The sequence below is a fragment of the Arthrobacter sp. UYNi723 genome (genome assembly GCF_054057635.1).
Window position 1 is genome coordinate 20,686 of the sequence record NZ_JBSRZM010000024.1, and the last position, 26,398, is coordinate 47,083.

At 65.2% G+C, this 26,398-nt stretch carries 27 protein-coding genes and 2 pseudogenes; 20 read left to right on the forward strand and 9 right to left on the reverse strand.

Annotated elements, in window-relative coordinates:
• Positions 1-19 precede the first annotated feature (19 nt).
• From miaB to dapF, 3 genes are read left to right on the forward strand one after another with little or no spacing between them, the layout of a single operon-like run.
• A complete protein-coding gene (miaB, locus tag ACVWY0_RS16980) occupies positions 20-1,567 on the forward strand; it encodes a tRNA (N6-isopentenyl adenosine(37)-C2)-methylthiotransferase MiaB (protein WP_485837717.1) in 1,548 nt (515 codons plus the stop codon).
• Between the two features lie 3 nt (positions 1,568-1,570).
• A complete protein-coding gene (gene miaA, locus ACVWY0_RS16985; RefSeq protein WP_485837718.1) occupies positions 1,571-2,467 on the forward strand; it encodes a tRNA (adenosine(37)-N6)-dimethylallyltransferase MiaA in 897 nt (298 codons plus the stop codon).
• Positions 2,468-2,476: 9 nt separating this feature from the next.
• On the forward strand, positions 2,477-3,421 hold the full coding sequence (gene dapF, locus ACVWY0_RS16990; RefSeq protein WP_485837719.1) for a diaminopimelate epimerase: 945 nt from the start codon (positions 2,477-2,479) through the stop codon (positions 3,419-3,421).
• Here the strand turns inward: dapF and ACVWY0_RS16995 are convergent.
• Positions 3,402-4,016 carry a class I SAM-dependent methyltransferase gene (locus ACVWY0_RS16995; protein ID WP_485837720.1) on the reverse strand — a complete coding sequence of 205 codons (615 nt, stop codon included), beginning with the start codon at positions 4,014-4,016 and terminating at the stop codon, positions 3,402-3,404. The genes dapF and ACVWY0_RS16995 overlap by 20 nt on opposite strands.
• A 440-nt stretch (positions 4,017-4,456) precedes the next feature.
• On the opposite strand from ACVWY0_RS16995, the gene hflX reads away from it, so the two are divergent.
• A complete protein-coding gene (hflX, locus tag ACVWY0_RS17000) occupies positions 4,457-6,022 on the forward strand; it encodes a GTPase HflX (protein ID WP_141140032.1) in 1,566 nt (521 codons plus the stop codon).
• Positions 6,015-8,072: an ATP-dependent DNA helicase gene (locus ACVWY0_RS17005; protein ID WP_485837721.1), complete on the forward strand. Its 2,058-nt coding sequence runs from the start codon at positions 6,015-6,017 to the stop codon at positions 8,070-8,072. Before hflX ends, ACVWY0_RS17005 begins: the two co-directional genes overlap by 8 nt.
• A 90-nt stretch (positions 8,073-8,162) precedes the next feature.
• Here the strand turns inward: ACVWY0_RS17005 and lexA are convergent, their stop codons facing one another.
• Positions 8,163-8,909: a transcriptional repressor LexA gene (gene lexA / locus ACVWY0_RS17010; RefSeq protein ID WP_248761748.1), complete on the reverse strand. Its 747-nt coding sequence runs from the start codon at positions 8,907-8,909 to the stop codon at positions 8,163-8,165.
• Positions 8,910-9,258: 349 nt separating this feature from the next.
• On the opposite strand from lexA, the gene ACVWY0_RS17015 reads away from it, so the two are divergent.
• The 8 genes from ACVWY0_RS17015 to ACVWY0_RS17050 all read left to right on the forward strand — a co-directional run bounded on the left by ACVWY0_RS17015 (position 9,259) and on the right by ACVWY0_RS17050 (position 15,579).
• A complete protein-coding gene (locus ACVWY0_RS17015) occupies positions 9,259-9,699 on the forward strand; it encodes a LysM peptidoglycan-binding domain-containing protein (protein ID WP_485837722.1) in 441 nt (146 codons plus the stop codon).
• A gap of 78 nt (positions 9,700-9,777) precedes the next feature.
• A complete protein-coding gene (locus ACVWY0_RS17020; protein WP_485837723.1) occupies positions 9,778-10,896 on the forward strand; it encodes a histidinol-phosphate transaminase in 1,119 nt (372 codons plus the stop codon).
• Between the two features lie 81 nt (positions 10,897-10,977).
• The gene (hisB, locus tag ACVWY0_RS17025; protein WP_058932709.1) at positions 10,978-11,604 is read left to right on the forward strand and encodes an imidazoleglycerol-phosphate dehydratase HisB; all 627 of its coding nucleotides are present in this window, start codon (positions 10,978-10,980) and stop codon (positions 11,602-11,604) included.
• Entirely contained in the window at positions 11,601-12,332 is a 732-nt protein-coding gene (hisH, locus tag ACVWY0_RS17030) for an imidazole glycerol phosphate synthase subunit HisH (RefSeq protein ID WP_485837724.1), read from the forward strand. The genes hisB and hisH overlap by 4 nt, the downstream gene beginning before the upstream one ends.
• Complete coding sequence (locus ACVWY0_RS17035; protein WP_167349814.1) at positions 12,333-12,491, forward strand: hypothetical protein; 159 nt, start codon at positions 12,333-12,335, stop codon at positions 12,489-12,491.
• Positions 12,492-12,548: 57 nt separating this feature from the next.
• Positions 12,549-13,295: a bifunctional 1-(5-phosphoribosyl)-5-((5-phosphoribosylamino)methylideneamino)imidazole-4-carboxamide isomerase/phosphoribosylanthranilate isomerase PriA gene (gene priA, locus ACVWY0_RS17040; protein WP_485837725.1), complete on the forward strand. Its 747-nt coding sequence runs from the start codon at positions 12,549-12,551 to the stop codon at positions 13,293-13,295.
• A gap of 9 nt (positions 13,296-13,304) precedes the next feature.
• Positions 13,305-14,198 (forward strand): SseB family protein, encoded by an 894-nt coding sequence (locus tag ACVWY0_RS17045; RefSeq protein WP_485837726.1) that lies wholly within the window; start codon positions 13,305-13,307, stop codon positions 14,196-14,198.
• Between the two features lie 55 nt (positions 14,199-14,253).
• Complete coding sequence (locus ACVWY0_RS17050; RefSeq protein WP_485837727.1) at positions 14,254-15,579, forward strand: MFS transporter; 1,326 nt, start codon at positions 14,254-14,256, stop codon at positions 15,577-15,579.
• A gap of 156 nt (positions 15,580-15,735) precedes the next feature.
• On the opposite strand, the gene ACVWY0_RS17055 is transcribed toward ACVWY0_RS17050, so the two are convergent.
• Positions 15,736-16,122 carry a DUF1844 domain-containing protein gene (locus ACVWY0_RS17055; protein ID WP_485837728.1) on the reverse strand — a complete coding sequence of 129 codons (387 nt, stop codon included), beginning with the start codon at positions 16,120-16,122 and terminating at the stop codon, positions 15,736-15,738.
• A gap of 96 nt (positions 16,123-16,218) precedes the next feature.
• Between ACVWY0_RS17055 and infC the strand changes: the two are divergent.
• Positions 16,219-16,911: pseudogene (gene infC / locus ACVWY0_RS17060) on the forward strand (translation initiation factor IF-3); the annotation flags it as partial.
• 332 nt (positions 16,912-17,243) lie between these two features.
• Here the strand turns inward: infC and ACVWY0_RS17065 are convergent.
• Positions 17,244-17,528, reverse strand: a pseudogene (locus ACVWY0_RS17065) (hypothetical protein); the annotation flags it as partial.
• Positions 17,529-17,657: 129 nt separating this feature from the next.
• On the opposite strand from ACVWY0_RS17065, the gene rpmI reads away from it, so the two are divergent.
• The 3 genes from rpmI (at position 17,658) to ACVWY0_RS17080 (ending at position 19,370) form a co-directional block, all read left to right on the forward strand.
• Positions 17,658-17,852 (forward strand): 50S ribosomal protein L35, encoded by a 195-nt coding sequence (gene rpmI, locus ACVWY0_RS17070; protein ID WP_009358635.1) that lies wholly within the window; start codon positions 17,658-17,660, stop codon positions 17,850-17,852.
• A gap of 119 nt (positions 17,853-17,971) precedes the next feature.
• Positions 17,972-18,427, forward strand: coding sequence for a 50S ribosomal protein L20 (rplT, locus tag ACVWY0_RS17075; protein WP_056342954.1), 456 nt, complete (start codon positions 17,972-17,974; stop codon positions 18,425-18,427).
• Positions 18,428-18,476: 49 nt separating this feature from the next.
• A complete protein-coding gene (locus tag ACVWY0_RS17080) occupies positions 18,477-19,370 on the forward strand; it encodes a TrmH family RNA methyltransferase (protein WP_058929456.1) in 894 nt (297 codons plus the stop codon).
• Between the two features lie 78 nt (positions 19,371-19,448).
• On the opposite strand, the gene ACVWY0_RS17085 is transcribed toward ACVWY0_RS17080, so the two are convergent.
• Entirely contained in the window at positions 19,449-19,724 is a 276-nt protein-coding gene (locus ACVWY0_RS17085) for a GlsB/YeaQ/YmgE family stress response membrane protein (protein ID WP_056342958.1), read from the reverse strand.
• Positions 19,725-19,927: 203 nt separating this feature from the next.
• Between ACVWY0_RS17085 and ACVWY0_RS17090 the strand changes: the two genes are divergently transcribed.
• Positions 19,928-20,932 (forward strand): cation diffusion facilitator family transporter, encoded by a 1,005-nt coding sequence (locus tag ACVWY0_RS17090; protein ID WP_485837729.1) that lies wholly within the window; start codon positions 19,928-19,930, stop codon positions 20,930-20,932.
• A gap of 59 nt (positions 20,933-20,991) precedes the next feature.
• On the opposite strand, the gene ACVWY0_RS17095 is transcribed toward ACVWY0_RS17090, so the two are convergent.
• Positions 20,992-22,200 (reverse strand): MFS transporter, encoded by a 1,209-nt coding sequence (locus ACVWY0_RS17095; protein ID WP_485837730.1) that lies wholly within the window; start codon positions 22,198-22,200, stop codon positions 20,992-20,994.
• A 68-nt stretch (positions 22,201-22,268) separates the two neighbouring features.
• Between ACVWY0_RS17095 and ACVWY0_RS17100 the strand changes: the two genes are divergently transcribed.
• The gene (locus tag ACVWY0_RS17100) at positions 22,269-22,721 is read left to right on the forward strand and encodes a (deoxy)nucleoside triphosphate pyrophosphohydrolase (RefSeq protein WP_485837731.1); all 453 of its coding nucleotides are present in this window, start codon (positions 22,269-22,271) and stop codon (positions 22,719-22,721) included.
• Positions 22,722-22,731: 10 nt separating this feature from the next.
• Here ACVWY0_RS17100 and ACVWY0_RS17105 read toward each other — a convergent pair whose 3' ends face one another.
• The 3 genes from ACVWY0_RS17105 to ACVWY0_RS17115 form a co-directional block, all read right to left on the reverse strand.
• Positions 22,732-23,847, reverse strand: a complete 1,116-nt coding sequence (locus ACVWY0_RS17105) for an Rv2578c family radical SAM protein (RefSeq protein ID WP_485837732.1) — start codon at positions 23,845-23,847, stop codon at positions 22,732-22,734.
• Positions 23,848-23,993: 146 nt separating this feature from the next.
• Positions 23,994-24,650, reverse strand: a complete 657-nt coding sequence (locus tag ACVWY0_RS17110; RefSeq protein ID WP_485837733.1) for an SIMPL domain-containing protein — start codon at positions 24,648-24,650, stop codon at positions 23,994-23,996.
• A gap of 2 nt (positions 24,651-24,652) precedes the next feature.
• Positions 24,653-25,135, reverse strand: coding sequence for a hypothetical protein (locus ACVWY0_RS17115; protein ID WP_485837734.1), 483 nt, complete (start codon positions 25,133-25,135; stop codon positions 24,653-24,655).
• 200 nt (positions 25,136-25,335) lie between these two features.
• Here ACVWY0_RS17115 and pheS point away from each other — a divergent pair, with 200 nt between their 5' ends.
• Entirely contained in the window at positions 25,336-26,397 is a 1,062-nt protein-coding gene (gene pheS / locus ACVWY0_RS17120) for a phenylalanine--tRNA ligase subunit alpha (protein ID WP_104063385.1), read from the forward strand.
• The last annotated feature ends 1 nt before the right edge of the window (position 26,398 follow it).

Consider the following 26,398-nt stretch of genomic DNA (forward strand, 5'->3'; position numbering starts at 1 on the left):
GACCCGGTACCCTTAACAGGTGAGTTTGACCATTCCTTCCCCCGCATCCGGTACCGCCCCGTCACCCGACCCAGCCCTCCAGCAGCCCCGTACCTATCAGGTGCGAACGTTCGGCTGCCAGATGAACGTGCATGATTCGGAGCGGATGGCCGGCATGCTCGAAGACGCGGGCTACGTACCGGCCAGCGGTGAGCAGGCCGACGTCGTGGTGTTCAACACCTGCGCCGTCCGGGAAAATGCGGACAACAAGCTCTACGGCAACCTGGGCATGCTGGCGTCCGTCAAGGCCGCCAACCCCGGGATGCAGATCGCCGTGGGCGGCTGCCTGGCCCAGAAGGACCGCGAGACCATCCTCAAGAAGGCTCCCTGGGTGGACGCTGTCTTCGGCACCCACAACGTCGGAGCCCTCCCTGCACTGTTGGACCGGGCCCGGCACAACAACGAAGCCCAGCTGGAGATCCTCGAATCCCTGGACGTCTTCCCCTCCACGCTGCCCACCAAGCGTGACTCGGTCTATTCCGGCTGGGTTTCCATCTCGGTCGGCTGCAACAACACCTGCACGTTCTGCATCGTCCCGGCCCTGCGCGGGAAGGAAAAGGACCGCCGCCCGGGCGACATCCTGGCTGAAATCCAGGCCCTGGTGGATGACGGCGCCATCGAAGTCACCCTGCTGGGTCAGAACGTGAACTCTTACGGTGTGGAGTTCGGCGACCGGCAGGCGTTCTCCAAACTCCTGCGCGCGTGCGGCGAAATCAAAGGCCTGGAACGGGTCCGCTTCACCAGCCCCCACCCCGCCGCCTTCACCGAGGACGTCATTGACGCCATGGCCGAAACCCCCAACGTGATGCCGCAGCTGCACATGCCGCTGCAGTCCGGGTCCGACAAAGTCCTGAAGGACATGAAACGGTCCTACCGCTCCACCAAGTTTTTAGGCATCCTGGACAAGGTCCGCGAGAAGATCCCGCACGCCGCCATCTCCACTGACATCATTGTCGGCTTCCCCGGCGAAACCGAGGAAGACTTCCAGGCCACCCTTGACGTTGTGGAGCAGTCGCGCTTCGCCACGGCTTTCACCTTCCAGTACTCGAAGCGTCCGGGTACTCCCGCCGCAGACTTGCCGGACCAGCTTCCCAAGGCCGTGGTCCAGGAGCGATTTGAACGCCTGACCGCACTGCAGGACAGGATCGCCGCCGAGGAAAACGCCACGCAGCTTGGCCGCCGGGTAGAGGTGATGGTCACCGCCCACTCAGGGCGCAAGTCCGAAGAAACCCACAGGCTGTCGGGCCGGTCCCAGGACCAGCGGCTGGTGCACTTCTCCGTTCCCGAGGGGGCAGAGGTGCCGCGTCCGGGGGACCTGGTCACCGTCACAATCACCGAAGCCGCAGCCTTCCACCTCGTGGCCGACCCGTCGTTGCAGGACTACAGCCTGCGGCGTTCCCGCGCGGGGGACGCCTGGGACAGGTCCCAGGCAGATTCGTGCGGCGCTCCCGTGCCGGCTGCCGCAGGCGGCGCCGGCCGCACCGGAGTCTCGCTGGGGATACCCACGCTGCCGGTACGGAGCCGCTGACCGGTGGTCCAGCCTCCGGTTATTGCTGTTGTTGGTCCCACCGGGTCAGGTAAGTCCGATCTAGCCGTGAACCTTGCCCTGGAGCTGGACGGCGAGGTCATCAATGCCGACGCCATGCAGTTCTATCGCGGGATGGACATAGGCACCGCCAAGATCACGCCGGCAGAGCGCAAGGGCGTTCCCCACCACCTTCTGGACATCCTGGACGTCACGGAGGAGGCCAGCGTTTCAGACTTCCAGGAGCATGCCCGGAGCATCGTCAGCGATATCCATGCGCGCGGCAAGCGCGCCATTCTGGCGGGCGGTTCGGGTCTCTACGTGCGGGCCGCCCTCGACGTCCTCGAATTCCCCGGCACGGATCCTGTCCTCCGGCAGCGGCTCGAGGCTGAGCTCGCTGAAGCCGGCCAGGATGCCCTCCTCGCACGGCTCCGGGAGGTGGACCCGGTGTCCGCGGGCCGAGTCTCCGATGCGCGCCGGATCATCAGGGCGCTCGAAGTCCATGAGCTCACCGGCCGGCCTTTCAGTTCCTTTATGCCCCAGCGGGAGTATTTACAGCCTGCCGTCCAGATCGGACTGGCCGTGGACCGCGACGTCCTCCGTGAACGGCTGGCCCAGCGCGTCCACAACATGGTTGACCAGGGGCTGTTGGGGGAAGTGCGTCGGCTGGACGCGGCGGGTCTCCGCGGCGGCAAAACTGCGTCGCGGGCCCTGGGCTATGCACAGTTCCTGAGAGTGCTCGACGGCGGCTCAACAGTTGCCGAGGCAGCCGAGGACACCATTGTGGCCACCCGGCAGTTCGCCAGGCGCCAGCTCACGTGGTTCCGCGCCGATCCCCGCATCACTTGGCTGGACTGGCAGGCGCCGGATCTTGCGGCCCAGGCCGTGGCTCTCAGCCGGTAATCTAGGACCATGGACGCAACTCCCGCAGAGACCACAGAGCCCGTCTTCCGCACCTTGGGCGGACTCCGCTTCTCCAAGGGACACGGCACCGGCAACGACTTTGTGCTGGTCGCCGACCCCGACGGCGTCCACACGATCGACGCTGGCCAGGTAGCCGCGCTCTGCGACCGCCACCGCGGGATCGGCGGCGACGGGCTGATCCGGGCCGTCCCGTCCCGGTACCTCTCCGAAGGCCGCGAGCTGTTGCTGAGCAGCCCCGAGGCCGAATGGTTCATGGACTACCGCAACGGCGACGGGTCGCTCTCGGAAATGTGCGGCAACGGGGTCCGCGTATTTGTGCACTTCCTGCGTGCCGAGGGCTTGGTTGACCTGCCCGACGGCGGCGCGCTCACCATCGGGACTCGCGGCGGCGTCAAGACCGTGGTCCGGACAGGGGACAGCTATGCGGTGGACATGGGGCCGTGGGAATTCATTTTCCCCGGCGACGCGACGGCGAAAGCCATGGACTCGCTGGTAACCGCAGACGGCCTGGAAGTGCCCCGCCCGGCCCTGTCAGTGAGCATGGGCAACCCGCACACCGTGGTGGCACTGGCTGAACTGTCCGAATTGGAAGCCACCAGGCTCTACACTGCTCCGAAGGTCGATCCGGTGCCGGCCAATGGAACCAACGTTGAATTCGTCGTGCCTGCCGAACCGCTGGTCCACAACGGGATCGGCACCATCACCATGCGCGTCCATGAGCGGGGTGTGGGCGAGACCCAGTCCTGTGGAACAGGGGCGTGCGCCGCCGCAGTGGCCATCCGGCACTGGGCCGGGGCGGAAGCGCCGGACTCCTGGCAGGTCAACGTGCCGGGCGGCGTCGTCGGGGTCAAGTTCTTCGCCGGGGCGGGCGGGCACGAGCACGTCGAGCTCAGCGGGCCCGCCGTAATTGTGGCTACTGGGACGCTTTCCTGACCCGAAGGATGCGGAAGGACTTGGACGTGGACTCCCGGCTCACGGCGAAGGATGCATCCAGTTCCGTCGCGAGCCAGCGCTGAAGCGAATCCGAGCCCAGGTTTTTTTGGACCACCAGCCACGCGGAGCCTCCCGGCGCCAGCCGGGGCAGCCACAGCTTCAGGAGGCTGTGGAGTTCATCCTTGCCGATCCGGATTGGCGGATTGGACCAGATCGTGTCAAAGCGCAGGTCCGGGTCCACCGCCTCCGGCGTGCTGGCCAGCACGCTGCCCAGGCCCAGCAGGGCCGCATTCTCGTTGGTCAGCGTGATGCAGCGTTCATTGACGTCCACGGCGTAGACCTTGGCGTGTGGCGCCCGCAATGCGAGGGTCAGGGCAATGGGCCCCCAGCCGCAGCCGATGTCAAGGAGGTTGCCTGTGGGGTCCGGGGCCGGCACCTCGGCCAGGAGCACCGCCGTCCCCTTGTCGATGCCGTCGGGGCTGAAGATGCCGCCGGACGTCTGCAGCGTGCGCGTCTCGCCGGCCAGTTCCACGGTGAGCGGCTTGCGGGTGAACGGCCCAGCGGGCGATGCGCTGAAATAGTGTGCGGACTCCATAACTGGCCAGATTAGTTGGCCGGGGTGGACAATGCGAAACCGCGGGCAGCGCTTCTGCTAATCTTGAACCCATGTTCTTGATCTTCGAGTAGTCGGCATGGCCGGTGTCCCTCCCGGACGCCGCCTGTTCCGAAGCTGTGCCCCGCAGCGATGCAGGTATTAACCTTCCGCAAGTGCGCCACATACCAGGTCTTACGTATCTGGTATGCCGCCGGGCAATACTCGAGCGATCTGCCGCCGCCGGTCCTTGCTGTTTTGCCCGCGCTTTCCACCACTCCACGCATCCCCGGATGCGAAGACTCCCTGCGCGGCCCGGTCCTGACCGGCGCGCAGCAGACCAGGAGGCCCGGATGACTGCAAGCCGTCAGCCCAGCGCGAATACTTCACCACTGAACAACGATCGGCACTATTCTGAAAATGCCGAAACTTCAAAGGAGACCATGACCAGCCAGCCCAACACCGGTTCAGATCCAGCAGCCCAGGACATGAGTCCCGAGGAGATCCAAGCTGTCATCGACCGGATTCTCGCCAAGGACGTACCGGCCAGGAACGTCACCGCCGCAGACGGTGACAAGGGCGTGTTCGGCAGGGCTCAGGCGATCTCCCGCTTGGACGACGAACACACCAGCTACGACGGCGACCAGCAGGACCGGGAGGAACGCCGGGCACTGAAGCGCGTGGCCGGGCTGTCCACGGAACTCGAAGACGTCACCGAAGTCGAATACCGGCAACTGCGGCTCGAACGTGTGGTCCTGGCCGGGCTATGGTCCGAAGGCACCTTGGCGGACGCGGAAAATTCCCTGCGTGAGCTCGCCGCCCTCGCTGAAACAGCAGGCTCGGAAGTCCTGGACGGGATGGTGCAGCGCCGTGCCAAACCGGACCCGGGCACGTTCCTGGGTTCCGGAAAGGCCCTTGAGCTCAAGGAAATCGTGATGGCCACCGGGGCTGACACCGTTGTGGTTGATGCCGAACTGGCACCGTCCCAGAGGCGTAGCCTCGAGGACATTGTCAAGGTCAAAGTCATTGACCGCACGGCCCTGATCCTGGACATCTTTGCCCAGCACGCCAAGAGCCGTGAAGGCAAGGCCCAAGTGGAACTGGCGCAGCTCGAATACCTCCTGCCACGCCTGCGTGGCTGGGGTGAATCGATGTCCCGCCAGGCCGGTGGCCAGGTGGGCGGCGCTGGCGCAGGCATGGGTTCGCGCGGACCGGGTGAAACAAAAATCGAACTGGACCGTCGCCGGATCCGGACCCGCATGGCCAAGCTACGGCGCGAGATCGCGGCAATGAAGCCGGCACGGGAAACCAAGCGGGCCAACCGCCGTCGTAATTCAGTGCCTTCGGTTGCGATTGCCGGGTACACCAACGCCGGGAAGTCATCGCTGCTGAACAGGCTGACCGACGCCGGCGTGCTGGTGGAGAACGCACTGTTCGCCACACTGGATCCCACCGTGCGAAAGGCCGAGACCTCTGATGGCCTCGGGTACACCCTCGCGGACACCGTGGGTTTTGTCCGGTCGCTGCCCACGCAGTTGGTGGAGGCTTTCCGCTCCACGTTGGAGGAAGTGGCTGACGCGGATCTGATCCTGCACGTGGTGGATGTGTCCCACCCGGACCCCGAGGGCCAGATTGCTGCTGTCCGCAAGGTCTTCAGCGAAGTGGATGCCCGCAAGGTGCCAGAGATCATTGTCCTGAACAAGGCCGATGCCGCTGATCCGTTTGTGGTGGAGCGCCTCAAGCAGCGCGAGCCGCGCCACGTAGTGGTCTCGGCCCGCACCGGCCAGGGGATCGCCGAACTGCTTCGGGCCATCAGTGACGGGATTCCGCGGCCCGGCGTAAAGCTGGAGCTCCTGATTCCTTACGATCGCGGTGACCTGATCAGCAAACTGCACGAGACCGATGCCGAGATCCTGAGCCTGGATCACGGCGAGCACGGTACCCGCGCTTTGGTGATGGTGCGTGAGGGCCTTGCGGCTGAACTGGAATCCTTCATCAACCATGACTGAAGTTGTGGCGAGGGAAGTCAAAGGTACGGCCGGCGAACAGTTCGTGATCGAATTGCTCGACCGCGCCGTGGCTGGCATGGGCGGTCAAAGCCGCAGCGGGCAGCACGAGATGGCCAGGCAGGTGGCCAGGGCCATCGAAACCGGCGACCACCTCCTGGTTCAGGCCGGAACGGGGACCGGAAAGTCCCTGGCCTACCTGATTCCGCTCATTGCGCACTCGCTCGTGAGCAACAAACCCACCCTGGTGTCCACAGCCACGCTTGCGCTGCAGACCCAGATTGTGGGCCGCGACCTTCCCCGGCTGCTGAAGACGATCACCCCTGCCCTGGACCGCCCGGTCAAGGTGGCCCTGGTCAAGGGCCGCTCCAACTATGTCTGCCAGCACAAGCTCGAAGGCGGGTTCCCCTCCGAGGAACCCGCCGAGGGCCAGCTGTTCTCCCTCGGCGAAGACACCAGCGTCCCGCATTTCGCCGCCGCATTGGGCGGGCCGTCGTCCCAGCTGGGCAAGGAAGTGGTGCGCCTGCGCGAGTGGGCGGAGAAGACCACCACGGGCGACCGTGACGAACTCCTGCCCGGCGTTACTGACCGGGCCTGGCGGCAGGTTTCGGTGACGTCCATGGAATGCCTGGGGGCCCAAAAATGCCCCATGGCAGCCGAATGCTTCAGCGAACTGGCGCGCCACGACGCCGCCGAGGCCGACGTCGTGGTGACCAACCATGCCATGCTCGCCGTCAGCGCCTTTGAAGGCCTGGCAGTGCTTCCCGAATACGACGTTGTGGTGGTGGACGAGGCCCACGAACTGCAGGACCGCGTCACCGGGGCGGTGTCGGGTCAACTCTCCGTGGCAATGGTCCACGCTGCGGCGTCGGGCGCACGGAAACACACGGCCATCACCGTGGATGCGCTCAACGCCGCTGCCGCCAACCTGGAACTCGCCCTTGCCGGAGTGCCCAACGGGCTGCTCCCCAACGGCCTCAACGACGAACAGCTGGACTGCGTGGACCAGTTGCGTGAGGCCTGCCGCGCTGCCCTGTCCGATTCCAAGGGTGACGGCAGCCAAACGGCCGACGGCGGCCGGCAGCTCGCGCGCTCACGCCTGATGCTGATCCTCGAACTTTGCGAACGGCTGATTGTTGCCCGGGAAAACCGGGAAGTGGTGTGGTTCTCCCGCGCAAGTTCCTTCGATCCGCAGCATGGCTATGCGCAGCCCGACGAGTCCGCGCCGGCCCTGGTCAACATCGCGCCGCTCAGCGTTGCCGGCAAGCTCCGCGAGGGGCTTTTCGCCGGCCACACCGTGGTGCTGACCTCTGCAACGCTTGCCATCGGCTCAGCCTTTGAACCGGCTGCCGGCGGCTTGGGACTGGTGGGGGAGGGCGCGCCCAGCTGGACCGGGATCGACGTCGGATCGCCCTTTGACTATCCCAAGCAGGGGATCCTTTACGTCGCAGGGCACCTCCCCAAGCCAGGCCGCGGGGCGTCGCCGGAGGCCCTCGATGAACTTGAGGCGCTGATCCGGGCGTCCGGCGGCGGTGCCCTGTGCCTGTTTTCGTCCCGGCGTGCGGCCGAGGAGGCCGCTGAGGCGATGCGTCCCCGGCTTGGCCTCAGCATTCTCTGCCAGGGCGACTCCACCATGACGGCCCTCGTGAAGCAGTTCGCCGACGAGCCCGATACCTGCCTGTTCGGCACCATGTCCCTGTGGCAGGGCGTAGATGTTCCGGGTGGATCATGCCGGCTGGTGGTGATCGACCGCATTCCGTTCCCGCGGCCGGATGACCCGCTGATGACCGCACGGTCCCGCGCCGTTGCGCAGGCCGGCGGAAACGGCTTTATGGCGGTATCGGCGACCTACGCGGCCATCCGCCTGGCCCAGGGCGCTGGCAGGCTGATCCGTTCCACCGGAGACAAAGGCGTGGTGGCCGTGCTTGATTCCCGGCTTGCCACCGAGCGCTACGCCGGATTCCTCCGCGCCGCGCTGCCACCGTTCTGGCCCACCACGGACCGCAAAACGGCGTTCGCCGCCCTGGAAAGGCTGGCCGGGAAGGGCGCCTGACTGAACGCGGATCCTGCGAGGGTCCTACAAGCCAGGGCCCGTCCTAACCAGGGCGCTTCCTAGCCAGCGCGTGCAGCGCCGGCTGGCGTCCTATAGCGACCGCAGGACCGAGACGACCTTGCCCATGATTGTGGCGTGATCGCCCAGGATGGGCTCGTACTGGGTGTTCTGCGGCAACAGCCACGTGTGGCCATCGCGCTGGCGGAAGGTCTTGACGGTGGCTTCGTCGTCCAGCAGGGCCGCGACAATATCGCCGTTGGAGGCGTCTGCCTGCCGGCGGACCACTACCCAGTCGCCGTCGCAGATGGCAGCGTCCACCATGGAGTCGCCGGCCACGCGCAGCATAAACAGCTCACCCTGGCCCACGAGCTGCCGGGGCAGGGGCATCACGTCTTCCACCACCTGATCAGCAAGGATGGGCCCGCCAGCCGCGATCCGGCCCACCAAAGGCACCATGGCGGTGTCCATGGCAGAGGGCAGTTCGGTGACCGTTCCGCCGATGCCGTGCAGCACTGAGGGCTTGGTTGTCCCGTTGGACTTTGTGGACCCGCCGTCCAGCGTCAACGGCATCAGGACTTCCATGGCGCGCGGACGCTTGGGGTCCCGGCGAAGGTATCCCAGCTTCTCCAGTTGTGAGAGCTGGTGGGTCACGCTCGACAAACTCGCCAGGCCCACGGTGTCACCGATTTCACGCATCGACGGCGGATAGCCGTTGTCATTCACCGAGCGCTGGATGGTTTCAAGGATCTTCTTTTGGCGGGCGGTGAGCCCCTTGGGGGTCCGTTGGGGCTGGCGGCGCTGCGGTGTCGCCTTGCCCTCGGCGGCTGGTGCTGCCATGTTCGCCAATGCCTTTCGGTTGTCCGGCTCCGCTCCGGCCGCTGGTGCCTGGAACGCCCCGGGGCTGGTGTCGGAGTTGATTGTCAGACCCTGCTGATCAACTACAGAGGTGGTTGTTCTTTGATCCAAACGTAGGCCAGCCACAGGCCTTTTTCAAACATTTGTTCTAGCGAGTCTCGACAATATTCGTTGATAAGTGCTAAAAATGAAGAAGCAAAGTTCGAACATGTGTTCTACTCGTTGCTTGCGGATTCGAATATTCGAATTTATGGACGGCTCAGGCCGGTACCGGCAAGTGGACGCGGAGGGCGCGCCGGGCAGCACAGTATGGTCCAGGAGGGCTCATTTCATGTCAGCTATATCTGCTTCGCAGGACTCGCGTCCGCAGCTCATTTCCGTGCAGGACCTCACCTCGCGGCAGTGGTCCGCACCCGTTTCGACGTCGGGTTCGGCGCCAAGGCAGCGCAGGGAATCGTTGCCGCCGCTGCGCCTGACCCGCAGGGGCCGGATTGTCCTCATCGGCATCCCGCTGGTGATCCTTGCCGCAATCCTGCTTTCCCTGGCGGGTTTCCTCAACGCCCCGGCAAAGGCCGCCGATTCTGCCGCCGACCTGTCACTGACGCCAACAGTCTCGGTCACGGTGCAGGCCGGCCAGTCACTCTGGGCCATTGCCAGTGCGGTGGCGCCCGAGCGTGATCCCCGTGATGTCATCGCGGATATTGCCCAGTTGAACAACCTTTCCGCCGGGGGCGTTGTCCCCGGACAGCAACTCTTCGTCCCCACCAGGTAAAGAGCCTGCAGGCTCGGGCGTGTGCCGCCGCAGGCCGTCACATTTTCCGGCCGTCTGCTTCGGACCTAAACTGTTCAGGTGAATGACCAGCTAGAGCGTCTGAACAGACTTCCCCTCCGGACCAACCTCCGCGGACTGACCCCGTACGGTGCCCCGCAGCTGGATGTACCTATCCTGCTGAACGTCAACGAAAACACCCATGGCGTCCCGGCGGACGTACGAGCCGCGATCAGCGTGGCCGTGACGGAAGCCGCGGCAGGCCTCAACCGCTACCCGGACCGTGAGTTCACCGAACTCCGGGAAGCGCTGGCCGAATATCTCGGCCACGGTCTGGATGCAACCAACATCTGGGCGGCCAACGGGTCCAACGAGGTCCTCCAGCAGATTCTCCAGGCATTCGGCGGACCCGGGCGCACGGCCCTGGGATTCCCGCCCACGTACTCCATGTACCCGCTCCTGGCCAGCGGCACGGACACCGGGTACATCGTCGGCCAGCGGGCCGACGATTACGGGCTCAGTGCCGAGTCGGCCGCGTTGCAGGTCAAAGAGCTTCAGCCCAACATCGTTTTCCTCTGCTCGCCGAACAATCCCACCGGCACGGGCCTGGGCCTGGACGTTGTGGAGGCCGTGTACGAGGCCGGCGAGGCCAGCCAGACCATCGTCATCGTTGACGAGGCCTACCACGAGTTCGCCCACGACGGAACGCCGAGCGCCCTTACGTTGCTGCCCGGCCGGGAGCGCCTCATTGTGTCCCGCACCATGAGCAAGGCGTTCGCCCTCGCGGGCGCCCGCCTGGGCTACATGGCCGCCGCTCCTGAAGTCACGGACGCACTACGCCTGGTCCGGCTGCCGTACCACCTTTCGGCCATCACCCAGGCAACGGCCCTCGCCGCCCTGAAGCACCGCACTGCGCTGATGGCCGATGTCGAGGACATCAAGGAGCAGCGCGACCGCATCGTCTCGGAACTCACCCGACTGGGACTCAAACCTGCCGCCTCCGATTCGAACTATGTCTTCTTCGGCGGCCTCGACAGCCCCCATGACGTCTGGCAGCAGCTGCTGGACGACGGCGTGCTCATCCGCGACGTCGGCATCCCCGGCCACCTGCGTGTCACGGCGGGAACTGAGACGGAGACCACAGCCTTCCTGACGTCGCTGGAACGCATCCTGGCCAGCCAGGCCAGGCTGCCCGCCTAAACTTGAAGTATCGGCGCCGCCGCGCGCCGGCACTTCTCCTTCGCTTTCGCACCACTGACTTCGCCTAAAGGACATATGACCATGAGCTTCACCGGATCGAACGCTGCCGCGCCCCGGACCGCACGCATGGAGCGTGCCACCAGTGAATCGTCAGTGCTCGTGGAGATTAACCTCGACGGCACGGGCGTATCCGACATCGACACGTCTGTCCCGTTCTACGACCACATGCTGACGGCGCTCTGCAAGCACTCGCTCATTGACATGACGGTCAAAGCCACCGGCGACACCCACATTGACGTCCACCACACGGTGGAGGACGTCGCCATCACGTTCGGTGAAGTTCTGCGCACTGCCTTGGGAAACAAGGCCGGGATCCGCAGGTTCGGCGAGGCCACCGTGCCCCTCGACGAAGCCCTGGCGCACGCCGTCGTCGACGTCTCCGGCCGCCCCTACCTGGTGCACGGCGGAGAGCCTGCCGGGCAGGAGTACCACTTGATCGGCGGCCACTTCACGGGGTCATTGACCCGCCACGTCTTTGAGGCCATCACGCTTCATGCCGGCATCTGCCTCCACATGAACGTCATCGCGGGCCGCGACCCGCACCACATTGTGGAAGCGCAGTTCAAGGCCTTCGCCCGCGCCCTGCGTGCTGCGGTCGAGCCCGATCCGCGCGTGGAGGGAATCCCCTCCACCAAGGGTGCCCTGTGAGCGGCCAAATTCTCCGGGACGGCGCCGTCATCGATCCGGCCACCGGCAAGAAGCCTGTGTCGCCCGAAGGTAAGCCCACGGTCACTGTCCTGGATTACGGTTCGGGAAACGTCCGGTCCGCCGTGCGCGCCCTGGAGCGGGCAGGAGCCGAGGTCATCCTCGGCTCCAAGCCGGAGGACGTGCTTAATGCCGACGGCTTGGTAGTACCCGGCGTCGGCGCGTTCGAGACTGTGATGCGCGAGCTCAAGGCCGTGGACGGCATCCGGCTGATTGGCCGGCGCGTGGCCGGTGGCAGGCCGGTCCTGGCAATCTGCGTGGGCCTGCAGGTCCTGTTCGAGGCCGGAGTGGAGCACGGGACAGAAGCTGAAGGCATGGGGGAGTGGCCGGGCAAAGTGGAACTCCTTCCCGCCGAGGTGGTGCCACACATGGGCTGGAACACGGTTGACGTTCCGGAAGGATCCAAACTCTTCGCCGGCGTCGCGGATCAGCGCTTCTACTTCGTCCACTCCTATGGCGTCCAGGACTGGAACTTCGACGTGATCCAGCCGCGGATGACTGCGCCGCTGGTGACTTGGTCAGAGCATGGCTCGCGCTTTATTGCCGCAGTGGAGAACGGACCGCTCTGCGCTACCCAGTTCCACCCGGAAAAATCCGGCGACGCCGGTGCACGGCTACTGCGCAACTGGGTGGACGGCCTTCGCAAGCCAGCTGCCACGGACGCCGCCTAGATGTGGTCGATTGTCCTGATGGGCCTGGCCGGCCTTTTGGTGGGCGGCGCACTGTCCTTCAGGCAGCAGCACAAACCGCTCTGGACCCAGGTGGGCTTCTACGTCCTGGCCGGCATGGCGCTGCTGGCCGCGTACCTGCTGACGCTTCCTGGAACCTAGCCCACGCAACCCCCAGTTCCGCTTCCACGAGCAACCCAACACCCATAAGGATTTGAGATGACCACCGCAACCGATCTGCCGGTTCTTGAACTGCTGCCCGCCGTCGATGTCGTAAACGGACAGGCCGTGCGGCTGGTCCAAGGCGAGGCCGGCAGCGAGACGAGCTACGGCACACCGCTGGAGGCAGCCCTCAACTGGCAGCGGCAGGGCGCCGAATGGGTACACCTGGTGGACCTCGACGCCGCGTTCGGCCGGGGCTCGAACGCCGAGCTGCTCCGTGAAGTGGTGGGCCGGCTCGACATCAAGGTGGAGCTGTCCGGCGGACTCAGGGACGACGAATCCCTCGAGGCGGCGCTGGCCCTCGGCGTTGCCCGCGTCAACCTCGGCACAGCGGCGCTGGAAAACCCCGAGTGGACCCGCAGTGCCATCGACCGCTTTGGCGACAGGATCGCCGTCGGCCTCGACGTCCGCGGAACCACGCTGGCAGGCCGCGGCTGGACCAAAGAAGGCGGCGACCTCTGGGAGGTCCTGGGCCGGCTCGAAGAAGCCGGGTGCTCCCGGTACGTTGTCACTGACGTGACGAAAGACGGCACACTGCAGGGTCCCAACGTTGAACTCCTGCGCCAGATGGTGGAGAAGACCGGCAAACCGGTGGTCGCCTCCGGCGGCATCTCCAGCCTTGACGACTTGAAAGTGCTGCGCTCCCTGGTGCCGCTGGGTGTGGAAGGCGCGATCGTGGGCAAGGCGCTGTACGCCGGTGCCTTCACACTCCCCGAAGCACTCGACGTCGCCGGCCGCCGCTAGGCAGTTTCCGTGGACAGCACGCATAACGCCGATCCGGCAGCGGAATCGCCGCCGCGCCATCTGCCCGGACACATTGCCGCGGCATTGGCGGGCGCGGGTGGCCGTACTGACTCGGCCGGCCAGCCATGGGAAGGCCGGAGCCTCGCCGGGGACGACGGCAGGATCCACAACTTCGAGGACGACGACGGCACGGCCGACGCCGGCTACCTCGCCGCCGTCGCGGCCCTGGTTGACGGCAACGGCGAGGAAGCGGCTGTGGTGGCCTCGCTGGCCACCGCCCGCGTCTTTGTCCCGATCATCGCGCAGCTTGGCGAGGCAACGGAAGGGGTCGAAGGCCTGACGTCGGACAAGCAAGCGGACATGGCGATGGTCACCCTGAAGGCCGCCGACGGCCGGACGGCCATGCCGGCCTTTACCTCGGCTGAGGCCTTGGCTGCCTGGCATCCAGAAGCCCGGCCGGTGGCGGTATACGCTGCCCGGGCTGCCCTCTCAGCCGTGGCCGAGGGGGCCGAGTTACTGGTGCTCGATCCAGGCTCGGAGGTTACGTTTGTGGTCCGGCGGCCCGCCGTCTGGGCGCTGGCCCAACAACGGGACTGGATCCCGTCCTATGCTGATGCAGCGCTGGTAGCCGAGATGGCTGAGGCAACGGACGCCTTCCCTGCGGTACGCAAGCTTGCCCTCCTCAAGGGTTCCGGCGTCGCTGCCCGCACCGGTACCGGTGCCACGCTCTCCGGGGGCGGTGCCGGGCCGGAACTTCAGGTGCTGCTCCACCTTGAGGATGGGTTGGACGCTCCGGCAGTCCGGGACCTGGTGTCCGGCCTCCAACAGGCATGGTCCCGGAATGTATTGTTTGGAGAGCGTGTTGACTCGATCGAAATCAAGTTGCGGCGCGCAGCACAATAGCTGACGGTTGGCGCGGAGATCCCGGGCTGCCGCGGGCAGACCCAAAGGATTTTCCGTGAACTTCGCTCTTTACCGGGAGCTGCTGGCCCACCGGCCCATCCGGCGGCTGCTGCTGGTCGGCATGATCGCCCGCATCCCCCACTCCGCGGCAGGCATGCTGCTGACCCTGCACATCGTGCTGACCCTGGACCAGGGCTACGCAGCGGCCGGTGCCGCAGCGGCTGTTATGACCATCGGCATTGCCGTTGGCGCACCATGGCGCGGCCGGCGCGTGGACACTGTTGGCCTGCGCCGGGCGCTGATTCCGTCGGTGGTGTCAGAGGCCCTCATCTGGTCCATGGTGCCGCACGTGTCCTACCAGTGGCTGCTTCCGCTGGTGTTCGTCGGCGGCCTGCTGACGTTGCCGATTTTCAGTGTGATCCGCCAGTCCCTAGGCGTTCTCGCGGACGGCGACCAGCGGCGGACCGCTTTTGCGCTGGACTCGATCGCCACGGAGATGGTGTTTATGATCGGGCCTGCCGCCGGAGCCGTTGTGGCCACCAGCGGCTTCACCGTTCTGGGACTCACCGTGGTGGGCGTTTCCACGTCACTGGCCGGGTTGTTCCTCATGTGGTTTAACCCGCCTACTCGAAGTGCCACGCAGACTGAGGAGTGCCAGGCAGACCAGCGCCACGCCGCGGAAGTGGCTGTGGTTTCCGCCGCACCGGCACACCTCCAGGAAGCACCGGCACACCTCCAGGAAGCAGCGGCAGACCTCGTCCCGGCCGGGGCAGAACGCACCCGCAGCGGGTCGGCGGGGCTGCGGGGCAAGGTGGCCCACAACTTCGCCTGGCTCACGGCCACTGTAGCGGCCGTATTCGCAGTGGCAGCTGGAACCGGCATGGTGCTCAGCGGCACGGACGTTGGCATTGTTGCTGCCCTGGAAACAGGCGGGCACCAGGGCGAAATCGGCATTGTTTTCCTCTTTTGGTGCGCCGCATCGGTGGTCGGCGGACTGGTCTACGGGGCCATGCACCGTCCAGTTTCGCCGATCCTGCTGCTGCTGGGGATGGCGGCCCTGACTATCCCGATGGGCTTCGCCCAGGACACCTGGACGCTGGCCTTCGTCTCGATCCTTCCGGGCCTGTTGTGCGCCCCTGTCCTGTCGGCCGCCTCCGAACATGTGGCAGACCTGGTGGCGGAGGACCGCCGCGGCGAGGCAATGGGCTGGTACGGCTCTGCGCTGACTGCCGGCGTGGCGCTCGGGGCGCCACTTGCCGGGATTTTCATCGACGGGATGGGGCCGTCCGGCGGGTTTGTCTCCGTGGGCGTGGCCGGCGTTCTGCTCTGCGTCGTGGGACTGCTGCTCCAGGCCCACAGACGCCGCCGCGCTGCGGTCTGACGCCGGCCTCCAGAGTTTTTGTCCAGATATTCCGCCTTTTCAGGTGCGGAAGTCCCGTTATCTGGACAAAAACTAAGTGAAACACGACGGCGGCGGAGGGTCCGTGTGGACCGTCCGCCGCCGCCGTCGTACTTTGTGAAGTTTGCTGTTTTGGGTCTAGTTGACGGCGCCCGTGTAATTCTCGCCCGGGCCCTTGCCCGGGGCATCCGGGATGATGGACTCCTCGCGGAACGCGAGCTGCAGGGAACGCAGGCCGTCGCGCAACGGGCCGGCGTGCTGGGATCCGATTTCGGGGGCCGCTGAGGTCACCAGTCCGGCAAGGGCGGTGATGAGCTTGCGGGCCTCGTCCAGGTCCTTGAGTTCCTCCGCATTGTCCTCGGCGGCGAGGCCCAGCTTGACCGCGGCTGCGCTCATCAGGTGCACTGCGGCCGTGGTGATGACCTCGATGGCCGGCACCTCCGAGATATCGCGGATTTGCTGGGTCACGTCAGCCTTGGCGGCCGGGGCCTCGAAAACGTGTGAATTACTGTCTGGGGTGCTCATACTGGTAAGCTTGTCACAGACCGACTGGATGTCGTTATTTTGCTGTGGAAGGTCCCACCAACGCTTAGCTGCGTTAGGCGGGATTTGTTCTGTAGAATGACATGCAGTTTGCAAGCGGAGTACTCTCCCACCCGCGTCAGCCGTTTTCCCGCCGGAAGCAATTCCGCCAGGAAGCAAGGTTGCCGGGTACCGGTCGGACAGTTCTTTCAGGCGTTGAGCCTGGGGAAGTGCGCACTGCCTCTGCTGAGGTCGGTGCATCCGATCATCGAGGCCTTCGATTGCTCCGGCAATTGGGGGCCTTCTCTATTTGCCGGGGAATACCACATCAATCACAGGAGCTTTAACATTAGCGAGCCAAGAATCAATGAGCGTATCCGCGTCCCCGAGGTGCGGTTGGTCGGTCCTGCAGGTGAACAGGTAGGAATCGTCCGTATTGACGATGCCCTGCGTTTGGCTGCCGAGTCCGATCTTGATCTCGTTGAAGTTGCACCGCAGGCCAAGCCTCCGGTGTGCAAGCTGATGGACTTTGGCAAGTACAAGTACGAGGCCGCCGTCAAGGCACGTGAAGCACGGAAGAACCAGACCAACACTGTTCTGAAGGAAATCCGCTTCCGCCTCAAGATTGACACCCACGACTACGAGACCAAGCGCGGCCATGCACTGCGCTTCCTCGGTGCCGGTGACAAGGTCAAGGCCATGATCCAGTTCCGCGGCCGTGAGCAGCAGCGTCCGGAAATGGGCATCCGCCTGCTCCAGCGCTTCGCTGACGATGTCGCCGAAGTGGGCGTTGTGGAGTCCAGTCCCCGTATCGATGGCCGCAACATGGTCATGGTTGTGGGCCCGTTGAAGAACAAGGCCGAAGCCAAGGCTGAGGCACGCCGCGCATCGCAGCGTGCAGAGGCCAAGGCGCAGAACGAAGCGAAAGCTACGGGTGGCGGCCGCATCGACGTCTCCGGCGACGACCAGGCACCGCTCACGCAGTCGCTGGCTGACCTTCTTCCGGAAGGTTTCGCCATCACCACGGAGCCGGAAACCGAAGCTCCGGCACAGCCTGAAGCACCTGAGGCGCCTGCTGAAGCCGCTCCGGAAGCCGAAGCCCCTGTCAAGGAAGCGCCGGCGAAGGAAGCTCCCGTCAAGGAAGCCGCCGCCAAGGCAGCACCCGTGAAGGAAGCCGCCGTCCAGGAGGCGCCCAAGCAGGCTGCCCCGAGGGCCGCTGCTCCCAAGCGTGAGGCTCCCAAGGCAGCCCCGGCACCCGTCAAGGCTCCTGTCGCTGCCAAGCCCGCCGAAGCTGCGGCTCCGGCAGCTCCGAGGCCGCCGGTGCCGATGCCTAAGCCGATCGCCCGGCCGGCAGCGCCGAAGCCTGCTGCAAGGCCTGCCCCCAAGGCAGCTCCGAAGCCGACTGGCAAGAAGACTACCTAGTTCAAAGCTGCGGGAGGTTATCCTCCTGCAGTACGCAACCAGCATGCCGCCTGCAGGGGCGGCTGCTCGAAAGAACTGCAGACAATGTCTGTGGACACGTAAGGAGATCGGTTCCCATGCCGAAGATGAAGACCCACAGTGGTGCTAAGAAGCGCTTCAAGCTGACCGGCAGCGGCAAGCTGCGCCGCCAGCAGGCCAACCGCCGCCACTACCTTGAGCACAAGTCCTCCAGGCTGACTCGTCGCCTCGCCGGCGACAAGATTGTCTTCAAAGGTGACGCTAAGGTCATCCGGAAGATGCTCGGCATCTAAGTTCCAAGTTCTCTGACTGATGCCACCTGGCAGCAGTCAACTACCAAAAAGGCTTCTCAGGCCAGCCGGTTGTTCCGGCAGTAGATGCTTGGGATCAGAATTTTCGAAGGAGTACGCACGTGGCACGTGTGAAGAGGGCGGTCAACGCCCACAAGAAGCGCCGGGTTATCCTTGAACGCGCAAAGGGCTACCGTGGACAGCGTTCACGCCTGTACCGCAAGGCCAAAGAGCAGCTGCTGCACTCGTTTGTGTACAGCTACGGCGACCGCAAGAAGAAGAAGGGCGACTTCCGCCGCCTGTGGATCCAGCGCATCAATGCTGCATCCCGCGCCAACGGCCTGACTTACAACCGTCTGATCCAGGGCCTGAAGGCCGCTGAGGTTGAGGTTGACCGCCGTATGCTTGCTGAGCTGGCCGTTTCGGATGCGAACGCATTCGCCGCGCTGGTGAAGATCGCCAAGGATTCCCTGCCTGCCGACACGTCCGCTCCGGCCGTCGAAGCCGCAGCCCCCAAGGCTGCCAAGGCACCCAAGGCCAAGGCTGCAAAGCCTGCCGCTGACGTGGCTGCCAAGTAGCACCCACGCCAGTTCGAGGACTGGTGGCTGAAGCCACTAAGGTTCTTATATGAACGAAACCGGGCGCCCGCAAGACTTTCCACTCTCCAACCCCCGAGCTGATCGGGTGAGGAAGGTGGCACAGCTTGCCGGGCGCCCGGCCCGTTTAAAGCGCAGCGAGTTTCTGGCAGAGGGTCCCCAAGCTGTCCGTGAGGCCCTCACCCTGCACCAGAAAAGGATTGCAGCGGGCGAGCCCGGCGTCGTCTATGAGGTGTACGCGAGCGAGGCCTGCCTCGACCGGCACCCGGACCTGGAGGCTCTCGCGGAGGGCATTGACGCATACCTCACTACCGACGAAGTGCTGGCCGCGATGGCGGACACGGTTACCCCGCAGGGCATTCTCGCGGTCTGCGGTTTCCTGGACGTGAGCCTTGAGCAGGTCCTCGACGCCGGCCCGCGGCTGCTTGCAGTGCTGTGTCAGGTCCGGGACCCCGGCAACGCCGGCACTGTACTCCGGGCTGCTGACGCGGCCGGGGCGGACGCCGTCATCCTGACCTCGTCCAGCGTTGACATCTATAACCCCAAGGCGGTCCGTTCCACCGCAGGTTCCCTGTTCCATCTGCCCGTGGTCCTGGGCGCCGATATCGCGGAAGTGGCAGCCGCCTGCCGTGCGCGGGGGATTGGCATCCTGGCCGCCGACGGTGACGGTGACGTCAACCTGGATACGCTCCAGGACGAAAACGCCGCCCGCCGGATCGCAGGCCCTGGCGTCGAATCGCTGTTCGCCCTGGAGGGTCCCACAGCGTGGCTGTTCGGAAACGAAGCGCAGGGGCTCGCCGAAGATGAACTGGCCCTGGCCGATCACCGGGTGGCCGTGCCCGTTTACGGCGCAGCCGAAAGCTTGAACCTCGGCACGGCGGCAACGGTGTGCCTCTACGCGAGTGCCAGGTCCCAGAAAGCGTGACTGAATACGTGACTTAAGAGGCAGGGCCCCGGAAGTTCTCCGGGGCCCTTGCTGTATGAATCAGATGAGGTAGGGGTATCAGGGCGCCCGTGTGCTCTTGCTGCGTCCTGTGATGGCGCCGTAGACGCCGGCAACTACCAGGCCGCCTACGATAGCCAGGATCCAGGTACCCAGATCAAAGAAGGCAAGGTCACCCTTGCCGAACAGGAGGCTGCCAATCCAGCCGCCTACAATCGCGCCGACCACGCCGAGCACGAGACTCGTCACCCAGCCGCCGCCGACTTTGCCCGGCATAACGGCTTTAACGATGGCCCCTACGATGAGGCCGAGAATAATCCAAGCAAGAAAACCCATGTCTCCTCCTTCATATTCGTCGGGATTAAACGTCCCGATTAGTGTTCAAGCTAACATACGGCCCTTCTAATGTCAGCAGGCTTAGTGCATGTCAGAGATGCGTCTTCTGCACCCAAAAAGGTACGGTGTTCGTGGGCGGAGCCGACTGCGGCGCCGCGAATATCCCTGCTTGTTCTTGAAACCTGTGAAGAGGAGAAGCCTCCGTGGCTGCAAATGGCGGTACCAAGGCGATCGTCGCGGCCCTAGCCGCAAACCTGACCATCGCCGTCCTGAAATTCGTGGCCTTTTTTCTGACGGCATCCTCGTCAATGCTGGCCGAAGCCATCCACTCCGTGGCCGACTCGGGCAACCAACTGCTGCTCCTGATCGGCGGCAAGCGCGCCAGGAAGGCTGCCAGCCCAGAGCACCCGTTCGGGTATGGCCGGGAACGCTACATTTACGCCTTTATCGTCTCGATCGTGCTCTTCAGCGTGGGCGGGCTTTTCGCACTGTTCGAAGCGTGGGAGAAGCTGCAGAACCCGCACGCCATCGAAGGGGACTTCTGGTGGGTTCCTCTGGCGGTGCTGATCGGTGCCATTGTTGCTGAGTCCTTCTCGTTCCGGACCGCCATCATCGAATCCAACCACGTCCGCGGCAAGCAGGGCTGGGTGAGCTTTGTGCGCACGGCCAAGCAGCCGGAGCTGCCGGTCATCCTGCTGGAAGACCTCGGGGCGCTTCTTGGCCTTGTGTTCGCGCTCGTGGGTGTGAGCATGACCCTCGTCACCGGCAACGGGATCTGGGACGCCGCGGGTACCGGCATGATCGGCCTGCTGCTCGTGGCCATCGCTGTGGTGCTGGCTATCGAAACCAAGTCCCTGCTGCTGGGCGAGTCCGCCACCCGGGATGACGTGGCCCGCATAAGTGAGGCCATCGAGGCCGGGGGACACAACCGGATCATCCACCTCAAGACCCTTCACCTCGGACCGGAGGAGCTGCTGGTGGCCGCCAAGATCTCCGTGGGTGCCGCAGAAACCGGCCGGGGCATCGCCGCCGCGATTGATGGTGCCGAGTCCCGAATCCGCACGGCCGTTCCGATGGCCCGGGTGATCTACCTCGAACCGGATCTGCACCGCGAGGACAGTCGCACGGACGAAGTCTCAGGCGCCGGTCAGGTTCCCAGTGCCGGCCAGATAGCCGCGGAGGCCGGGGCTCAGGACCCGCAGGCCTGACGTTCCTTCCTCAGCGCACCGAATGCTTCGGCGAAGCCGCTGCCCGCCCGTTCCCAGGATCAGGCGGCCAGCGGCTTTTTGCGTTCCAGGACGCCGCTGGTCAGCGCGATGCCAAAGCCCAAGACTGCCAACACGGCGCCCACGAGCGCGGGTGCCACGAAGCCCCAGCCCCAGGCGATCACTAGGCCGCCCAGGAAGGCGCCCAGGGCATTGGCAACGTTTAGCGCGGCGTGGTTGAGCGAAGAAGCCAGGGAGGGGGCGTCCGGCGACGCATCCAACAAACGGGTCTGCAGGGCCGGGATCAGCATGGAGCCGGACGCTCCCACCACAAGGACCATCACCAGGGCTGACCAAGGCCAGTGCACAGCCACCGCGTAGACCACCAGTGCGACGGCGATCCCGGGCAGGACCCAGTACAGCGTCCCCATCACTGACTTGTCGGCCAGCCTGCCGCCGACGACTGTTCCGGCCACCATGCCCAGTCCGTAGAGGGCCACCACAATGGGCAACAGCGATCCCGGAATCCCGGCCACCAGGGTCATGGTGTGCGCAATGTAGGTGTAGGTCGCGAAGAAGCCACCAAAACCCACGATGCCGATCAGGATGGCCAGCCACACCTGAAGCCGCTTGAGCGCACCGAGTTCGCGGCGGATGCTCGCGTCAGGATGGGGGGCCTGGTATGGGACATAGCGCCACAGCAGTACCAGCGTCAGCAAGCCAATGCCTCCTACGAGGAGGAACAGCAGCCTCCAGCCGAAGGTCTGGCCCACCCAGGTGGCCGCGGGCACGCCGATAACGTTCGAAACGGAGAGGCCCGCCATCACCATGGAGATGGCCCAACCCCGACGCGTGGGGGAAACCAGAGAGGCAGCGATCACAGCCGCGACCCCGAAGAATGCGCCGTGCGGCAGCCCGGCCGCAAACCGGGAAACCAGCATGCTCCCGTAATCGGGAGCAAGATAGGAGGTCAGGTTGGCCAGCGTGAAGAACAGCATGAGGCCGAGTGCGAGGTATTTGCGTGGCAGTTTGGCACCGACTGCGGCGAGCAGCGGCGCGCCCACCACAACTCCGAGGGCGTAGGCGGAAATGAGGTGCCCGGCCTCCGGGGTGCTGATGCGGAGTCCTTGTTCCACCTCTTTCAACAGGCCCATCATGGTGAACTCCGTGACACCGATGCCGACGCCGCCCATAGCCAGCGCGAAAATTGCTGCGCCAACGTGCGGAGTCTTCGCCTTGGAAGCGGTGGAGGTTTGGACGACGCTGCTCATGTGCCTGCTTTTCAAAGGGGATGCTGGGGGGAAGGCCCCCAAACCATTCTCCCTCATAGACTGGGGCGGTGAGTGGACTGATACAGGTAGTTGGCGGAGCAATAGTGGACTCGTTGGCGAACCCTGCGCGCATGCTGGTGGCCAGGCGGACTGCTCCCGAGCAGTTCGCCGGACTTTGGGAATTTCCCGGTGGAAAAGTGGATGCCGGTGAGGAATGCGAGGCCGCATTGCACCGGGAACTGAGTGAGGAGCTCGGCGTGCGTGTCCGGCTGGGGCTCGAGCTCCCGGCAGCGGCGGCCACCGGATGGCGGCTGAACGGCCGGGCAAGCATGCGGGTCTGGCTGGCCGAAATTATCCAGGGCGAGCCGCAACCCCTCGAGGACCACGACGCATTACGCTGGGTCGCGCTGACGGACCACCGGGAAGTGCTGGACCTGCCCTGGATCCCGGCCGATTTCCCCATTGTCGAAGCCCTCCTGCACTCACTCAGCGCGCAGCAGCCAGACACGCACGCGCGTTGAAATCCTGACGTCAGAACAGGGTAGGTTGACGGAGCGCTGTTGCTTCGTCGGCGTTCCGAAAGTCAGCGCCTGCTGTCCCGGGGACAGGCAGGATTCCTTCCGGATACTGGGCTTCCTCGCCACGGGGATCGTCTTCGAGGTCACGGTGGCTGAAGCCGTGGCCGCTCGTGAAGCCGTGCCGGTGCTTGAAATAGCGCACCTTTGCGGCTAGCCACGTGCGGTATTCCTTGGACGCGTAGGACCCTGTGCCATAGAGGCGCCGATAGCGGCCAGCCAGTTCCGGATGGTTCTTGGCAATCCACTGCATAAACCACTCGCGTGTTCCCGGCTTCAGGTAGAGGGCGCCGGCGGTGACGCCCGTGGCACCGGCCGCGGCCAACGAAGCGAACAGGGAATCAAGGGCTTCGTCACTGTCGGACAGCCACGGCAGGATAGGCATCGCCATAACACCGCAGGGGAGCCCGGCATCGCGTAAGCGGGAGACCAGCTTCAGCCGCGCCCGAGGCCCTGGCGTGCCTGGTTCCACGGCTTCCGAGAGCGCCTCATCCGTCATGGCCAGGGAAATGCCCACCCCTACCGGCACCTGGGCGGCAGCACGCTTCAGGAGCGGAATGTCCCGGGCGAGCAGCGTCCCCTTGGTGAGGATGGACAACGGCGTGCCTGAGTCAGCCAGCGCCGTGATGATTCCCGGCATCAGCTGGTAACGGCCCTCGGCCCGCTGGTAGGGGTCCGTGTTGGTGCCAAGCGCCACCTGGTGACGGCCCCAGGACGGTTTGGCCAGCTCCTTGCGGAGGACCTCGGCCGCATTGACCTTGACCACCACCTGGCTGTCGAAATCCAGTCCGGCGTCAAAGTCGAGATACGTGTGGCTCTTGCGCGCAAAACAGTAGACACAGGCATGGCTGCAGCCGCGGTATGGGTTCACGGTCCACTCAAACGGCATCCGCGACCCGGCCACCACCTTATTGAGCACCGATTTGGCGGTGACCTCATGGAAGGTGATGCCGGCGAATTCGGGGGTGGTCACAGAACGGACCAACCCGGCAAGGGGGAGCAGGGCGGTTGATGGGCCACTTCCGAGGTCATCGGCGGGCGGGGGCGTCAGCGCTTGTGCATCCCATCTCATGTCTTCCATTCGAATATATGTTCGAACTTAAGTCAAGGACCGGACGCTGCGGAAGTACGCGCGCCGGGCTCACCTCCGGCTGGCGGGAACTGCTGGCTCCTGCAGTTCCTGTCGAACCCGTCACCGTGTACTTCCCCCGGGAACCGTCAGGCCAGCAATTCCCACACCACGGTGACGCTGGCGCCAATGCTCGCGTGCCCCGCCTCCACGCTGATGGCTTCGCTGGCGGCGGCGCGCTGGATCCGGGCCACCGGAACCGGCCCGGGTACATCCGGGTGCTCGGCAACGGACATCACGGGTCCGAGCCGCGCGGACGCCAGGGATGCAAACTGCTCGGCCCTGGCAGTGGCATCCTGCCATGCAGCTTCCCGGGCGAGGGAAGCGACGGCTGACTCATCCGAGAAGCCAAGTTCCAGTCCGTTCAGGCGCACGTCATCGCCGCCGGCATCTACAGCGGCCGCTATGACAGCGGACGCCGCGCTCACCTGCCGCAGGCGCACGGTGAGCACACTGGAGGTCACGTACCCGGTCACCTGCTGGCCCCAGCCGTCGCGCCAGACGAACTCCGGCCGGACGTTCAGCCCGGAGGTCCGTATGTCCGCGTCAGCCACGCCGTGCCGGCGGAGCGCACCGGATACAGCTGCGGACGCTGTTCCTGCATCCGCATAGGCGGCGCCGACGCTGTCCCGCCGGCACTCGACGCCCACAGAAATCGTCAGCAGGTCAGGTGGCGCCTCCGCCGTCCCCGTTCCGGTCACGGTGATGGTCCTGTTGTTGGTCGTGGTGTTGGGTTCGCCCGTCATTGTCAGACCTCGATTCCGCCGGCCCCATGGGGCGCCGGCATTGGTGTCCTGATGTCAACGTAACCGCCGGCTGCCAGGCCGGCCTGCAGCTCGAAGAAATTTGCCGACGCCGGATCGCCCGTCCGGAGCAGTGACCAGCCGGCGGCCAAAAAATACAGCGGAAGGAAGGGCAACCCCAGGCAGTAGGCGTACTGGCTGCAGTGCTTTTCCTCATGCCCCAGGAGCGCCGGATTGGACGTCAGGTTCTCAGTCCGGATCCGGCAGATGACAACGTTGCCCAGGGTGAAGGCTCCCGCATACGGAATGCGCCACCGGTAGCCGGACGCTATGACCAGCCCGCGGGGGCCTTTGCTGACGGCGGTTCCCGCAGCCGCGGCAACGGCCAGGCCCAGCAGGGTAGTGCCGTTGGCCAGGTTGGCGAGCTGTCGTACGCGCTGCCCCGGCGTCAACAGCTGCGCGGCTGACGGGCCCTGCCCTTGTGTCATGAGGCCATGGTAACCGGAGCCTTCACTTAGACTGGAGGATAGTGGCCGCCAGTTTGACCGGTGTGCCCGGACCTGGTCATCGAGTGCCTTCACCTTGGGTGAATCCACAACATGACTTGCCAGTGACGGATGCGCTGCCGGGAAACCGCGCACGGCTGCACCCCTCACCGGCAGCCCCGACTCGTAGCTAAGAACAGTAGATGACTGAAACTTTGCCGGGCGCCGCCATCCCGAACCCAACGGATGAAGCCGCCATCACTGCCGCTGTAGACCAGGCCATCGCCGCCATTGCCGGCGCAGGCACCCTTGACGAACTCAAGGCGGTGAGGCTGGCGCACACCGGTGAGAAGTCACCGCTCAGCCTGGCCAACCGGGAGATCGGCGGACTGCCGAAAGACCAGAAAGCGGTAGCCGGCAAACTCATGGGTTCCTCACGGGGCCGGGTCAACAAGGCGCTCGCGGACCGCACCGCCGAGCTGGAAGCACAAAACGACGCCCGGATCCTGCTGGAAGAGACAGTGGACGTCACTGCCGCACCCCGCCGTCGTCGGGCAGGAGCGCGTCACCCGCTCTCCACGCTGCAGGACCGCGTGGCGGACATCTTTGTGGGCATGGGCTGGGAAATCGCCGAAGGCCCCGAGGTGGAATCCGAATGGTTCAACTTCGACGCCCTGAACTTCAAGCCGGACCACCCCGCCCGCGAAATGCAGGACACGTTTTTCGTGGAGCCGCCGGAGGCCCACCTGGTGATGCGTACGCACACCTCCCCGGTGCAGGTCCGGTCCATGCTGGAACGCGAACTGCCCATCTACGTCCTCTGCCCCGGCAAGGTGTTCCGCACCGATGAACTGGACGCGACGCACACCCCGGTGTTCCACCAGTTCGAGGGCCTGGCCATCGACAAGAACTTGAGCATGGCCGACCTCCTGGGCACGCTGGAGCACTTCACCCGGCAGTTGTTCGGCGACGAGGCGTCCGTTCGGCTGCGCCCGAACTATTTCCCCTTCACCGAACCCTCCGCGGAACTGGACATCTGGCACCCGGGCGCCAAGGGCGGCCCGCGCTGGATCGAATGGGGCGGCTGCGGCATGATCAACCCCAACGTCCTCCGCGCCGCGGGCATCGACCCGGATATCTACTCCGGTTTCGCATTTGGCATGGGCATCGAGCGCGCGCTCATGTTCCGCAATGACGTCGGCGACATGCGCGACATGATCGAAGGCGACGTACGTTTCAGCGAGCACTTCGGGATGGAGATCTAAC